The organism is Gaiella sp. (assembly GCF_035558935.1).
Taxonomy (GTDB): domain Bacteria; phylum Actinomycetota; class Thermoleophilia; order Gaiellales; family Gaiellaceae; genus Gaiella.
In genome coordinates, this window is the sequence record NZ_DATMBZ010000134.1 from 1 (window position 1) to 13,650 (window position 13,650).

12 protein-coding genes are annotated in these 13,650 nt (G+C 69.3%); all 12 read left to right on the forward strand.

Annotated features, from left to right (window positions below; genetic code table 11):
* Positions 1-631 (forward strand): FAD binding domain-containing protein (locus tag VNM44_RS12805; protein WP_325626273.1); only part of this gene is annotated, 631 nt, incomplete at its 5' end.
* A gap of 1 nt (position 632) precedes the next feature.
* On the forward strand, positions 633-1,115 hold the full coding sequence (locus VNM44_RS12810) for a (2Fe-2S)-binding protein (RefSeq protein ID WP_325626274.1): 483 nt from the start codon (positions 633-635) through the stop codon (positions 1,113-1,115).
* On the forward strand, positions 1,112-3,565 hold the full coding sequence (locus tag VNM44_RS12815) for a xanthine dehydrogenase family protein molybdopterin-binding subunit (RefSeq protein ID WP_325626275.1): 2,454 nt from the start codon (positions 1,112-1,114) through the stop codon (positions 3,563-3,565). Before VNM44_RS12810 ends, VNM44_RS12815 begins: the two co-directional genes overlap by 4 nt.
* Positions 3,562-4,023 carry a CoxG family protein gene (locus tag VNM44_RS12820; protein ID WP_325626276.1) on the forward strand — a complete coding sequence of 154 codons (462 nt, stop codon included), beginning with the start codon at positions 3,562-3,564 and terminating at the stop codon, positions 4,021-4,023. Before VNM44_RS12815 ends, VNM44_RS12820 begins: the two co-directional genes overlap by 4 nt.
* A gap of 177 nt (positions 4,024-4,200) precedes the next feature.
* Entirely contained in the window at positions 4,201-5,238 is a 1,038-nt protein-coding gene (locus tag VNM44_RS12825) for an LLM class flavin-dependent oxidoreductase (RefSeq protein ID WP_325626277.1), read from the forward strand.
* A gap of 12 nt (positions 5,239-5,250) precedes the next feature.
* Positions 5,251-6,486 (forward strand): M20 family metallopeptidase, encoded by a 1,236-nt coding sequence (locus VNM44_RS12830; RefSeq protein WP_325626278.1) that lies wholly within the window; start codon positions 5,251-5,253, stop codon positions 6,484-6,486.
* Positions 6,483-7,403, forward strand: a complete 921-nt coding sequence (locus VNM44_RS12835) for a fumarylacetoacetate hydrolase family protein (protein WP_325626279.1) — start codon at positions 6,483-6,485, stop codon at positions 7,401-7,403. The genes VNM44_RS12830 and VNM44_RS12835 overlap by 4 nt, the downstream gene beginning before the upstream one ends.
* Positions 7,404-7,441: 38 nt before the next feature.
* The gene (locus VNM44_RS12840; protein WP_325626310.1) at positions 7,442-9,703 is read left to right on the forward strand and encodes a xanthine dehydrogenase family protein molybdopterin-binding subunit; all 2,262 of its coding nucleotides are present in this window, start codon (positions 7,442-7,444) and stop codon (positions 9,701-9,703) included.
* A 215-nt stretch (positions 9,704-9,918) separates the two neighbouring features.
* The gene (locus tag VNM44_RS12845) at positions 9,919-10,767 is read left to right on the forward strand and encodes an ABC transporter permease (RefSeq protein ID WP_325626280.1); all 849 of its coding nucleotides are present in this window, start codon (positions 9,919-9,921) and stop codon (positions 10,765-10,767) included.
* Positions 10,764-11,549 carry an ABC transporter permease gene (locus VNM44_RS12850; protein WP_325626281.1) on the forward strand — a complete coding sequence of 262 codons (786 nt, stop codon included), beginning with the start codon at positions 10,764-10,766 and terminating at the stop codon, positions 11,547-11,549. The genes VNM44_RS12845 and VNM44_RS12850 overlap by 4 nt, the downstream gene beginning before the upstream one ends.
* Before the next feature lie 10 nt (positions 11,550-11,559).
* Positions 11,560-12,366 carry an ABC transporter ATP-binding protein gene (locus tag VNM44_RS12855; protein ID WP_325626282.1) on the forward strand — a complete coding sequence of 269 codons (807 nt, stop codon included), beginning with the start codon at positions 11,560-11,562 and terminating at the stop codon, positions 12,364-12,366.
* 12 nt (positions 12,367-12,378) lie between these two features.
* Complete coding sequence (locus VNM44_RS12860; protein ID WP_325626283.1) at positions 12,379-13,629, forward strand: ABC transporter substrate-binding protein; 1,251 nt, start codon at positions 12,379-12,381, stop codon at positions 13,627-13,629.
* Positions 13,630-13,650 lie beyond the last annotated feature (21 nt).

Genomic DNA, 13,650 nt, shown 5'->3' on the forward strand with positions numbered 1-13,650 from the left:
GATGGCCACGCTCGCGTCGATCATCCGCTCCTCCGAGGTGGAGGTCAGCCGTCCGATCCTCGCGGAGGTCGCCGCGACCGTGGCCGACGTCCAGGTGCGAAACCGCGGGACGCTCGGCGGCAACATCTGCGTCAACGACCCGACGAACCACTTCCCGCCGCTCCTCGTCGCGCTCGGGGCGTCGATGACGATCCGCAACGCGGGCGGCGAGCGCACGGTCTCCGCCGAGGAGTTCTTCGTCGGCGTGTTCGAGACCGCCGTGGGAGAAGGGGACCTCCTGACGCGGATCGACGTCCCGGCGGGTGGCAAGGGAGTCGGCGACGGCATGGCCGGCGTCACACTGGGCGCGCACGGGACGTACGTCTCGAATGCTGCGGCAACCGTCGTCGACGGCGGGTGGCGGATTGCGCTCGGGTGCGTCGCGGCCGTTCCTCACCGCGCGAGCGCCGTCGAGGAGAAGCTGTCGGGAGCCGACGTCGACGAGGCGACGGTACGCGCCGCCGTCGACGGCCTGGGCGCGACGCTCGATCCGCCGTCGGACGTGCACGCGTCGGCCGACTACCGGCGCAGCCTCGCCGAGACGTCGACGGTCCGCGCCGTCATGCAGGCCGCCGAGAAAGCGAGGGGATGAGATGTCCACGACGCCGGTGACCGAGATGGTCGTGACGGTCGCGGTGAACGGCACGACCTACGAGCGGGAGGTGCCTGCACGGCGCCTGCTCGTCCACTTCCTGCGCGACGACCTCGATCTGACCGGGACGCACATCGGCTGCGACACGGGCAGCTGCGGCGCGTGCACCGTCCACCTGAACGGCGTACCGGTGAAGAGCTGCGCCGTTCTTGCCGTGCAGGCCGACGGTGCTGCCGTGACGACCGTGGAGGGGCTCTCCGAGGAGGAGCTGACGCCGTTGCAGCAGTCGTTCTCCGACCACCACGCCCTGCAGTGCGGCTACTGCACGCCCGGGATGCTGATGAGCGCGGCGGCGCTCCTGGAGGAGACGCCGAGCCCCACCGAGGACGAGGTCAAGGTCGCCCTGCAGGGCAACATCTGCCGCTGCACCGGGTACTGGAACATCGTCGAAGCCGTCGTGGCCGCGGGGAAGGGGGGAGCGTGACAACCGTCCAGACAGAGGGCACGACGACGCTCCAGAAGGGCGCGGTCGGTCAGAGCGTCCCGCGGAAGGAGGATCGCCGGCTCGTCCAGGGGCAGGGGACCTTCTTCGACGACGTGAAGCGGCACGGGATGGGGTATGTGCATTTCCTCCGTTCGCCGTACGCTCATGCGCGGATCGTCTCGATCGACGTCAGCGCCGCGCTCGAGCTCCCGGGGGTCTACGGGACGCTCACGGGCGACGAGGTCGCGATCCTCACCGACCCGTTCTTCCAGATTGCGGCCGAGCCCGGCGGAAGCGTCAAGGACTACGCGCTCGCGGTCGGCAAGGTGCGCTACATCGGTGAGCCGGTCGTCGCGGTCGTCGCCGAGACGCGCGAGCTCGCTCGCGACGCGTCCGAGCTCGTGATGGTCGACTTCGAGCCGCTCGACGTCGTCGTCGACGCACGGAAGGCGCTCGAGGACGGGGCTCCCGTGCTCCACGAGGAGGCCGGCGGAAACGTGTCCTACACCGGCGTCTGGGAGTGGGGCGACGTCGACAAGGCGTTCGCCGAGGCCGATCACGTCGTGAAGATCTCCGAGCTGCACTTCGAGCGCTTCAACTCGACGCCGCTCGAGCTGGACGGCGCGCTCGTCGAGTACAACCGGGGCACCGGGCAGTGGACGATCACGACGAACAACCAGTTCCCCGGCTTCGCGGCGATCATGATGGCGCCGGCGCTGCGGGTCGGCACCGACAAGCTCCGGCTGGTCACCCAGGACATCGGCGGCGGCTTCGGCAACAAGATCACGACGCACCCGCAGCTCGTCGCGCTCTGCCTCCTCGCGCGCAAGCTCGGTCGCGCGGTGCAGTGGACCGAGTGGCGCACCGATTTCCACCAGTCCATGTCCCACGGCAACGAGCGCTGGTTCCTCGACACCGAGGTCGCGGTCATGGCCGACGGGACGATGACCGGGTTCCGCTCGCGGGCCCTCGACGACGCCGGCGCGTACCTCCGTTACGAGCCGCTCGGCGGAGTCATCTGGTCACAGGTCGCGCCCGGGATGTACAGCTGGCGCAACCTCCGGCTCGACTTCACACAGGTGCTGACGAACAAGGCGCCGTGCTCGCCGAACCGCGGGTACTCGCGGATGCAGCATCTCTGGTTCACGGAGCGGATCATCGACATCGTCGCCCACGAGCTCGGGTTCGACCGCGTCGAGCTGCGGAAGAAGAACTACGTGCAGCCCGAGCAGATGCCGTACGAGACGCCGAACGGCTGTGTCTACGACTCCGGCGACTACCCGAAGGCGCTCGACCTCGTGCTCGACCTGATCGGCTACGACGCGATCGAGGAGCGCCGCGAGGAGGCCGCCTCGCGCGGGAAGCTGCTCGGCTTCGGGATCGGCTCGACGCTCGACTCGGGGACGAACAACTTCGGCCAGTCGCAGCTCGTGAACCCCGAGCTCCAGTTCTCGGGGAACAACGAGGTGGCGACGGCGAAACTCGACATCTTCGGTGAGATCGTGGTCACGCTCGGGACGACGCCGCAGGGCCAGAGCCACGAGACGACAGCGGCGCAGGTCGTCGCCGACATCCTCGGCTGCGACGTCGACATGGTCCACGTCCGGGCCGGGCACGACAGCTACTGGAACTCGCACGCGGGCTTCTCCGGCACGTACGCGAGCCAGTTCGCCGTGACGGGGCTTGGCGCGGTGAAGGGCGCGACGGAGGAGCTCGCGCGGCAGATGAAGACGCTCGCGTCGATGGTCTTCCAGTGCTCCGTCGAAGACATCGAGCTGGCGGACGGGTTCGCGCGCATGAAGGAGAACCACGAGGCCGCGCTTCCCTTCATGGCGCTCGGGGCGATTCCGAACGCGAACAACGCCGGCTTCCCGATCGACCCGCCTCCGATGAACGCCCGGTTCGTCTTCCGCCCGCAGTTCCAGGTACCGGACAAGGACACGAAGTTCGGCAACCTCACGCTCACGTACTCCATGCAGATCCACGCCTGCGTCCTCGAGGTCGATCCCGAGACCGGTGTCTACGAGCTGGTCGACTACGCGGCCGTGGACGACTGCGGCATGCGGGTCAACCCGAAGATCGTCGAGGGTCAGGTGATGGGCGCGACCGCCCACGCAATCGGCGCGGCGATGTTCGAGGTCTTCGCCTACGACGACGAGGGCAACCTCCTGACGCCGAACTTCTACGACTACCACGTCCCGCACACGCTCGACATGCCGCCGCTCAAGACGGCTGCGATCGAGTCGCCCTCGCCGTTCACGCCGCTCGGGACGAAGGGCATGGGCGAGGGTGGCGGCGGCGGGATCCACTGCATCGGCGCCGCGCTGCAGGACGCCCTGCGCGCCTCCGGCGGCGCCATCGTCACGTCGAGCCACAACCCGTACCACCGCGTCTGGGAGATGCTCCGGCACCCGGAGCGGTCCCGCGAGAAGGTGGAGGTCAAAGGATGAAGATCGAGGGCACGAAGGAGTTCGACGCGTCGCGCGAGGTCGTCTGGAGCGTGATCAACGACCCCTCGAAGATGGCGAAGACGATGCCGGGCGTCGAGAGCTTCGAGATCGCCGACGACCGGCACTGGAGCGCGAAGGTCAAGGTGCCGCTCGGCCTCGGCGGGCTGAAGATGTCGATGAAGTTCGAGAAGCTCGAGGAGCGGCCGCCCGAGTTCGCGTCGCTGAACGCGAAGGGCACCGGCGTGGGCGCGCTGATGAACATGACGACCTCGTTCAGCCTCTCGGGCGAGGGCGAGCACACGTCGATGGCCTGGGAGGCGGACGTGAAGATCGCCGGCCCGGTCGGTTCGATGGGCCAGCGCGTCCTGCAGCCGATCATCAACCAGCAGGTCGGGAACGTCCTCGCGGCGCTCGAGAACGAGGTGCAGGAGGCGAAGACCGGCGCCGCGGGCGCGTAGCGAGCCCGCTCCACGGTCGCCGCGTTTCTCCGCGTCGTTCTCCATCGACACGCGGGCTCGTTCGGCGCTCACCCGCCGACCGGGGGTTTGCGCGTGACGAGACCGGTGCGGCCACGGATCATGGACCCGTTCACCGAGGCGAGGGCCTCCGTGACTGGGGTGGTAGTGTCCCGTGACATGTCAGACGTCCCCTTCCGGATCGGCGTCATGCAGCTCACGATGGAGCCGCTCGACGAGATGCTCGCGTCGGCGCGCGCGATGGACGAGGCGGGCATGGACACCGTCTGGCTCGCCGAGGCGTACCCCTGGTGGCGCAAGCACCAGATGGAGGCGCGCTCGTCGACGGTCGTCTCGGCGCTGATGGCGCGCGAGACGAAGCAGCTCGCGATCGGGTGGGGGATCATCTCGCCGTGGACGCGGCACCCGGTGCAGGTCGCGATGGACGCGCGCGTCGTGCAGGAGGCGGCCGGTCCCGACCGGTTCCTGCTCGGGTTCGGGACCTCGAAGATCTTTCTCAACAACATCAAGGGCCAGACGAAGAAGACGCTCGGGCCGATGCGGGACGCCGTCACGATCGTGAAGGGCGTCCTCGGCGGTGAGGCGTTCTCCTACGACGGCGACACCTGGAGTGCGGATGTGCCCGCGCTCTCGGCCGAGGCGCACACGCCCCGTGGCGTGCCGCCCGTCTACGTCGCCGCGACGGCGCCGAAGATGCAGGCGCTCGCCGGCGAGATCGCCGACGGATGCCTGACGCCGTCGATCACGACGCCGGCCTTCGTGCGCTACACGCGGGACAACGTCGCGGCCGACATCGACATCGGCTGCACGGTCGTCGCCTCGATCCACGCCGACGACCGCGACCGCGGGCGCGACGGTGCTCGCGAGATCGCGGGCATGTACCTCGCGAACAAGGTTCAGAACATTGCCGGCGCGGCAGACACGTTGCTCGAGCTTGCCGGCATCGAGATGGACGAGATCCGGCCGGTCGCCGAAGCGATGGAACAGGGCGGACGGCTCGCCGCGAAGGCGCAGGTCACCGACGCGTTGCTCGACAAGTGCAGGCCGATCGCGGGGACGCCTGCCGACTGCATCGCGGCGATCGAGGAGTACCGCGACGCGGGGTGCACGCACGTGATGCTCGAGCTCTGGGGCGAGGACCGGCACGAGCAGATCCGCCTCTTCGGCGCTCGAGTGCTGCCGCACTTCCGCGCCTAGGATCTGGCCACGGTGACTGCGGGCCTGCCCACGAGCTCGGTCGACCGCGACCGTCTGGTGGAGACCGCGAGCCGCATGGTCGGCGTGCACAGCTTCACGGGCGACGAGCAGGGGATGGCGGAGCTCATGCGCGAGCTCTTCGACGAGATGGGCCTGCGCTGCCAATGGCAGCAGGTCGAGGACGGCCGCGCCAACGCGCTCGGGGTCTGGGAGGGCGCGGGCGGCGGCAAGAGCCTCATGTTCAACGGGCACATGGACACCTCGTACTCCGGACAGGAGCCGTGGTTGCGTAACGTGCCCGGCTTCCAGCCCGAGGCCTTCGTCCGCGACGGGCGGCTCTACGGGCTCGGGATCTCGAACATGAAGGGCGCGCTCGCCTGCTACGTCGAGGCCGTGCGCGCGCTGCAGGACGCGGGCGTGCGGCTGCGCGGCGACGTGCTGATCGCCGCGGTCTGCGGCGAGATCGAGAAGACGCAGCAGGGCGACGCGGTCGGCGCGCAGTACCGGGGCTACGCGGCGGGCACGCGATATCTCGTCTCGCACGGCGGCGTCGCCGACATGTGCCTGCTCGGGGAGCCGACGGAGGGCAAGGTGGTGCTCGGCCACTTCGGCGCGCTCTGGCTGCGGATTCGGGTGCACGGAGACTTCATCCACACCGCCTTCAGCGAAGGGCGGCGCGACCGGAATGCGATCCTGCGTCAGAAGCAGGTGCTCGCGGCGGTCGAAGAGTGGATCCCGACCTGGGAGGACGACCCCGCGAACGGCTACCGCGGTGCGAAGGCGATCGTCAACGTCGGCGCCGTCGAGGGGGGCTTCGGGTGGCGTGTCTCCCGGACGCCGCATCACGCCGATCTCTTCCTCGACGTCCGCGTTCCTCCGACGAAGCCGATGGCCGTGGCGCGTCGCGAGGTGCTCGACATGGTGCGCGCCCTCGCAGAGCGGTTCCCCGACTTCGGGGTCGAGGGCGAGATCTACGTGACGGCGCCCGGGGCGGAGATCGACGAGAACCACGAGTTGATCGGCGCGATCGACGCCGCGCACGCGGAGGTCTTCGGCGAGCAGCCGGGGCGCGACGTGACGCGCTGGTTCTCGGACGCGTCCGCGCTGACCCGGTACGGGATCCCGACGGTGAACTACGGGACGTCCACGGGTCTGATGGACGTCGAGCTGGGTGAAAATCTCGACATCGAAGGGCTGGTGCAGATGGCTGACGTCTACGCGCGCGTTGCGCAGAGGATCTGCGGGTGAAGCTCGTCACGTACGACGACGGGAAGGTCGGGGTCCTCCGGGAAGAGGAGATCGCGCAGATTCACGACGCCCGTATTCGCACCATGCGGGACCTCTTTGCACTCGGTGACGAGGGCATGGAGATCGCGCGTCGCGCTTACGAAGACGAACGGACGATGACTCCCCTCGAACGCGTCAAGCTCCGGGCGCCGATCGTCCCGAAGAAGTTCTTCCACACGGCCGGGAACTTCCGCGAGCACGAGGAGGAGTCGAAGAACGTCGACTGGTCGCACGCGATCGCGCCGTGGATCAACTTCTTCCAGAACGTCGACGCGATCGTCGGGCACGACGAGCCGGTGATCTACCCCGAGCACCTGACGGAGGAGCTCGACTACGAGCTCGAGCTCGCCGTCGTCCTGAAGAAGGACGGGAAGTGGTTCTCGGCCGAGGAGGCGATGGACTACGTCGGCGGCTACGTGATCTTCAACGACATCACCGCGCGGGACATCCAGCGCGGCGAGATGAAGTCCGGTGTCTTCAGCTTCTGCAAGGCGATCGACACGTTCTGCCCGCTCGGGCCGTGGATCGTGACGCCCGACGAGATCACCGATCCCCACGATCTCGCGATGCAGCTGCGGGTCAACGGAGAGGTGCGCCAGGAGTCCCACTCGAGCCGCATGTCCGTGACGATCCCCGAAATCCTGTCCAACTTCTCGGGCCTCACGTACTCGGCCGGCGACGTGCTCTCGACGGGGACCGTGTCCGGCGTCGCCGGGTTCAAGTCGCCCGAGGAGCGGGCGCGCCTCTACTTGAAGCCAGGCGACGTGATGGAGGCCGAGATCGAGGGCATCGGCGTGCTGCGCAACCCGGTGGTCTCGTGGCTGGATGCGCACGGCACCCCGCCTCCGCCGCGCGTACGGCCGTGGGGCGACGCCTGAGCGACCTGGTGTGACATAGTCGAGGCGGCGTGAGCGGGATGATGGGTCAACGCGTCCTGCGGGTCGAGGACGGGCGCTTCCTTCGCGGCGAGGGCCTCTACGTCGAGAACCTCGAGCTCGAGGGCGCGCTGCACGCGACCTTCGTCCGCTCGCCGTTCGCACATGCCCGGATCGTCGGCATCGACGTGTCGGCCGCCTCGGCGCTCCCCGGGGCACGCGTCTTCACCGCGGCCGACCTCGACATCGGCACCTTCGCGCCGCCGCCGTTCCCCGGGCTCGATCAGCGCATGGGCCGGCCGTACCTCGCGGACGGCGTCGTCCGCTTCGTCGGTGACATCGTCGCCGTGGTCGTCGCGGAGACCCGGGCAGACGGCGTCGACGCGGCGGAGCTCGTCGCCGTCGAGTACGACCCGCTTCCCGTCGTCGCCGATCCCGCGAAGGCGCTCGCCGGCGATGTCCTGCTCTTCCCCGAGGCGGAGACGAACGTCTGCGCCAGCCACCCGGTCGAGGCGGACGAGTCGCTGTTCGAGGGCTGCGACGTCGTCGTGTCCGGGAGCCTCGTGAGCCAGCGTCTCGCCGCGTGCCCGCTCGAGCCGCGCTCTTGCGCCGCGGTCGTCGGGGACGACGGCCGGCTCACTGCCTGGCTGACGTCGCAGACGCCGCACCAGGACCGGGACGGGATCGCGAGAAGCCTGGGCCTCGAGGCCTCGGAGGTGCGCGTGATCTCGCCGGACGTCGGCGGCGGTTTCGGGGCGAAGATGCTCGGCGTCGAGGATGTCCTCGTCGCGTGGCTCGCGCGCGCGACGGGGCGGCCCGTGCGCTGGACGGAGACGCGCAGCGAGAACATGGTCGGAATGTGGCACGGCCGCGCATCGCAGCTCGAGTTCACGCTCGGAGGCAGCGGCGACGGCAAGGTCGAGGCGTACCGCTTGCGCGTCCTCCAGGACGCGGGCGCGTACCCGCGGATCGGCGCGGTCCTCCCGGGCTTCACGACGCTGATGGCGAGTGGCGTCTACGCGATCCCGAAGATCGAGAGCGAGTTCACGAGCGTGGTGACGAACACGACTCCCACCGGGCCCTTCCGCGGAGCAGGCCGGCCCGAGGCGGCGCAGGCGATCGAGCGCGCGATGGACCTCTTCGCCTCCGAGCTCGGGCTGGATCCGGTCGAGGTTCGCCGACGGAACCTCTTCGCCTCCGACGCGTTCCCGCTCAAGACCGCCTCCGGTGCGCCCTACGACAGCGGCGCCTACGAGCAGGCCCTCGACCTCGCGCTCGAGAACGCCGGCTACGAGGGGCTCCGCGAGGAGCAGCGCCGGCGTCGCGAGTCGGGTGACCGGCGCGCGCTCGGCATCGGCGTGAGCACCTACGTCGAGGTCACGAACGGTCTCGCGGAACCGGAGCTCGGCGCGGTCGAGATCACGCCGGACGGTGCGGCGATCGTGCGCACGGGCTCGTTCTCGCACGGACAGGGGCACGAGACGACGTTCGCGATGATCGTCGCCGACCGGCTCGGGCTCCCGCTCGACGCCGTCCGCGTGATCAAGGGCGACACGGACGAGGTCTCCCAGGGCGCCGGCACGTTCGGCTCCAAGTCGACCCAGATCGGCGGGGTGGCGGCGGGGCAGGCAGCACAGGTCGTCGCGGCGCGCGGGCGCGAGCTTGCAGCCGAGCAGCTCGAGGCGCGCGTCGAGGACGTCGTGCTCGACGCCGGCGCCGGCGGCTTCCACGTGGCCGGCTCACCGACGCCGGTCGTGACGTGGAAGGATCTTGCGGGACGCCTGGACGGAGAGGGTCGGCTGGGCGAGCTGCGCGCCGACGAGATCTTCAAGGCGGACGCGCCGACCTTCCCGTTCGGTGCCCACGTCGCGGTCGTAGAGGTCGACACGGAGAGCGGCGTGGTCGAGCTGCGCCGGCTCGTCGCCGTCGACGACGCCGGGACGATCGTCAACCCGACGATCGCCGAGGGCCAGGTGCACGGCGGCGTCGCGACAGGCGTCGCTCAGGCCTTGCACGAGGAGTTCGTCTACGACGACGAGGGCAACCCGCTCACCGCGAGCTTTCTCGGCTATGCCTTCTCCTCGGCGGCCGAGCTGCCGTCGTGGGACGTCGTGGGGATGGAGACGCCGACCCCGCTCAACGCGCTCGGGGCGAAGGGGATCGGGGAGTCCGGCACGATCGGCTCGACGCCTGCCGTGCAGAGCGCCGTCGTGGACGCGCTCGCGTCGTTCGGCGTCCGCCACGTCGAGATGCCCGCGAGCGGCGAGCGGGTCTGGCGCGCCCTTCAACAGGCGCGCGAGTAGCTCCCTCGACCGCCGTCGCCAGGGCGGCCCGTCCAGTCGCACGCGTCCCGGATGGTGGGACGGCGTCTTGACAACTAGACGGCGCGGACCATAGCGTTCACGCTACGTGTCGAATCCGGCGGAGGAGAGGTGACGAGGATCGCAGGGCGCGCCGCGCCGGCACCGAGCAGACCATCGACCGTCGCACCACCAACGACGCCGGGACGCTGACCCGGATGGCGCACGCGGCACAGGAGGCCCCGGCCGCAGGTCTTCCGGGCGAGCACCTCGCCGAACGGGAGCGGGCGCGGTCGCCGCGGCTCGCAAACGCGCTGGTCTTCGTCCTCTCCTTCGCGTTCGCCCTCCTCTTCTGGGAGGCCGTCTCCGCGAGCGGGCTGATCCGGGAGGAGGACCTGCCGTCGATGACGGCGACGATGGACGAGCTCTGGGGGCTCGTCCAGACACGGGACTTCTGGACCGCCTTCCTCCAGACGGCACGCGGGTGGGCGATCGGGCTCGGGCTCGCGACGCTGCTCGCGGTCCCCATCGGCATCGTCCTCGGGTTGAGCGACCTGGGAGGGCGCGCCTTCCGCGTGCCCGTCGAGTTCCTGCGCCCGATCCCGTCGGCGGCGCTGATCCCGCTGCTCTTCCTGACGCTCGGCCCGGTTCTCGAGAGCGAGATCTTCCTCGCCACGTTCGGCGCGTTCTGGCCGATTCTCGTGCAGACGATGTACGGCGTGCGGGACGTCGACCCCGTGACCGTCGACACGGCACGGTCCTTCGGCGTGCCGAGGCGCGAGCGCCTGTGGCGCATAACGCTCCCCAGCGCGGTCCCGTACATCGCGACGGGGATGCGGCTCGCCTCGGCGGTCTCGCTCATCCTCGCGTTCACGGCGGAGCTCTTCATGGGCACGCCCGGCCTCGGGAAGATGGTCGGCTTCGCCCAGTCCTACGGGCTGACGACCCAGCTCTACGCCCTCGCCCTCGCGACCGGCGTCCTCGGCGTCGCGACGCACGTTCTCTTCACGTGGCTCGAGCGCCGAGCGCTCCGCTGGCATCCCTCTCAGCGCCTGGAGGCGGCGTGAGAGGCCGCGGGTACGAGGCGGTCAAGATCGCGGCCGAGATCGCCGTCCCGATCGCCATCGTCGTGATCTGGGAGCTCTGGGCGCGCTCCGCGGACAGCCAGTTCTGGCCGCCGCCCTCGAAGATCGTGCAGGAGTTCATGGACCTCTGGGTCTTCGAGCAGTTCCGAAGCGACGTCGTGCCGAGCCTGCTGCGCATCCTGCTCGGCTTCGGGATCGGCTCGGCGATCGGGGTCGTGCTCGGCGTTCCGCTCGGGATGTCGCTCTGGGCGCGGAAGTTCGCGATGCCGCACATCGAGTTCTGGCGCGCGATGCCCCCTCCGGCTCTGCTGCCGATCTCGGTCATCCTGCTGCACTCGATCGGGAACCTGCAGAAGGTCTCGTTCATCGCCTTCTTCTGCATCTTCCCGGTGCTGCTCAACACGATCGACGGCATCCGCGGGCTCGACCCGACGCTCGTCGACACCGCGCGCGCCTACGGCATCCCCGCGCACGAGCGGATCCGGCGCATCGTCCTTCCCGCCGCATTCCCGCAGATCTCCGCGGGGATGAGGATCAGCCTCTCGCTCGCCGTGATCATCATGGTCGTCGCCGAGTACTTCTCGTCGACGAGCGGCGTCGGCTACGTGCTGCTCATCTCGAAGAACACGTTCCAGCTCGGCCCGATGTGGGCCGCGATCGTGCTGATCGGCCTGATCGGCTACCTCCTCAACCTCGCCTACCTGCTCGCGGAGCGGCGCATGCTCGCCTGGCACCGCGGGTGGAGAGCGGCGACCCCGCAGTAGGCACGGCCGCATGCTCGAGATCAGGGACGTCGCCAAGACGTACGGCTCGGGGAGCCAGGTCACGCATGCCCTCCGCAGCATCTCCTTCTCGATCGCCGAGCGGGAGCTCGTGTGCGTCGTCGGCCCGTCGGGGTGCGGCAAGACGACGCTGCTCAAGTGCATCGCCGGCCTGATGCGCCCGACGCGCGGCGAGGTCCTCCTGCACGGCGAGCGCGTGACGGGCCCGCCGGAAGAGATGGCGGTCGTGTTCCAGGAGTACAACCGCTCGCTGATGCCGTGGTCGACGGTTCGCAACAACGTGCTGCTCCCGCTCCGGCACAAGAAGCTCGCGAAGGACGAGCGGACGCGCCTCGTCGAGGAGGCGCTCGGCGCGGTCGGTCTCACGCGCTTCATCGACCACTACCCCTGGCAGCTCTCGGGCGGGATGCAGCAGCGCGTCGCGATCGCCCGTGCGCTCGCCTACCAGCCGTCGATCCTGCTGATGGACGAGCCCTTCGCGTCCGTCGACGCGCAGACGCGCGGCGACCTCGAGGATCTCGTCCTCCGGGTGCGCGACCAGTTCGGGATCACGATCCTCTTCGTCACGCACGACATCGACGAGTCCGTCTATCTCTCCGACCGGATCGTCGTCCTAACCCATGCTCCGACCGTCGTCAAGGACGTGATCGGGGTGGAGCTTCCCTCGCCGCGCGATCAGATCGCGACGAAGGAGCTTCCGGAGTTCGCGCACCGGCGCGCCTACGTCTACCGGCTCATCAAGCACGACACCACGGCGGCACCCCCGTCGACGCTCGTCGGCGAAGGGCTCCACGACTAGGAAGGAGAAGGGATGAAGTCAACGAGAGCGAGGCAACGCGGCCGCGCCGTCGTCGCCGGCTGCGCGATCCTCCTGGTCGCCGCCCTGTGTGCCGGCGGTGCAACCGGAGCTCCCGGGAAGTCGCAGGCGGCGACGCCGGTCAGCCTGACGGTCGGCGTCCTCCCGATCGCCAACACCTTGCCGCTCGATCTCGGGATCAAGAAGGGGTTCTTCGAGCAGCAGGGGATCGAGATCAAGAAGATCACGGCCCAGAGCGGGAACGACATCATGCTCGGGCTCGCGAACTCGAACATGGACGTGGGATTCGCCGGCTGGGTCCCGGCGATGATCGCGCGGACCTCCGGAATCCCGATCAGCGTGGTCGCGCTGAGCGAGGTGGAGAGCACCGACCAGGCGAGCAACTGGCAGAACATCCTGGTGAAGGGGTCGAGCTCGATCCGCACGCCCGCGGACCTCGCGGGGAAGACGATCGCCGTGAACGCGCTCAAGGGCGTGGGCGAGGTGATGATCAGGGCGGCGCTCGAGAAGGTGGGCGTCGACCAGAACTCGATCAAGCTTCTCGCCCTGCCGTTCCCGGCGATGCGGGCGGCGCTGAACAGCGGCCAGGTCGACGCGATCTGGACCCCGGAGCCCTTCCTCTCGCAGGCGATCTCGATCGACGGGGCGCGAGACCTGTTCGCGCCGGGCCCCGTGCTCGGGAAGTACTTCCCGATCGGCGGCTACTTCGTCAGGACCGACTGGGCGTCGAAGAACGCCGATGCCGCAGCGCGGTTCCGGACGGCGATGAACCAGTCGCTCGAGTACTCCCAGAACCACGGCGACGAGATCCGCGAGCTCCTGCCCGCGGCCTCGCGGAACATCCGCCTCCCGATCTGGACGACCGTGATGAACCGGACGCAGGTCCTGCAGCTCGCGCAGTACGCGAAGAAATACGGCGTCATCAACTCGTTGCCGAACTTCACGCAGTTCGTGCCGAGCGCGATCGACGGCGGGAAGATCCTGCAGGCGACGCTCGGCAGGCAGTTCATCACCATCCGCCAGGACGGCAAGCTCGTCACGTCGGTGAAGCCCGGCAAGTACTCGATCATCGTCGCGGACACCTCGAACACGCAGGGCTTCCGGCTCGTCGGGCCGGGCGTGACCAAGGTGACGGCCGTCAAGGGCACGGGCAAGACGACGTGGAACCTGACGCTCAAGAAGGGCAAGTACGTCTACAGCTCGACCGCCAGGCCCGGCGGGAAGAAGACGCTCAGGGTCGCCTGAGCGACCGCTGACGCGGCCGGG

What these genes read in the sequence shown, in the direction of transcription:
- VNM44_RS12810 (WP_325626274.1), top strand. Translation starts at nt 633, where the DNA reads ATGTCCACGACGCCGGTGACCGAGATGGTCGTGACGGTCGCGGTGAAC.
- VNM44_RS12820 (WP_325626276.1), top strand. Translation starts at nt 3,562, where the DNA reads ATGAAGATCGAGGGCACGAAGGAGTTCGACGCGTCGCGCGAGGTCGTC.
- VNM44_RS12825 (WP_325626277.1), top strand. Translation starts at nt 4,201, where the DNA reads ATGTCAGACGTCCCCTTCCGGATCGGCGTCATGCAGCTCACGATGGAG.
- VNM44_RS12840 (WP_325626310.1), top strand. Translation starts at nt 7,442, where the DNA reads ATGATGGGTCAACGCGTCCTGCGGGTCGAGGACGGGCGCTTCCTTCGC.
- VNM44_RS12845 (WP_325626280.1), top strand. Translation starts at nt 9,919, where the DNA reads ATGGCGCACGCGGCACAGGAGGCCCCGGCCGCAGGTCTTCCGGGCGAG.
- VNM44_RS12855 (WP_325626282.1), top strand. Translation starts at nt 11,560, where the DNA reads ATGCTCGAGATCAGGGACGTCGCCAAGACGTACGGCTCGGGGAGCCAG.
- VNM44_RS12860 (WP_325626283.1), top strand. Translation starts at nt 12,379, where the DNA reads ATGAAGTCAACGAGAGCGAGGCAACGCGGCCGCGCCGTCGTCGCCGGC.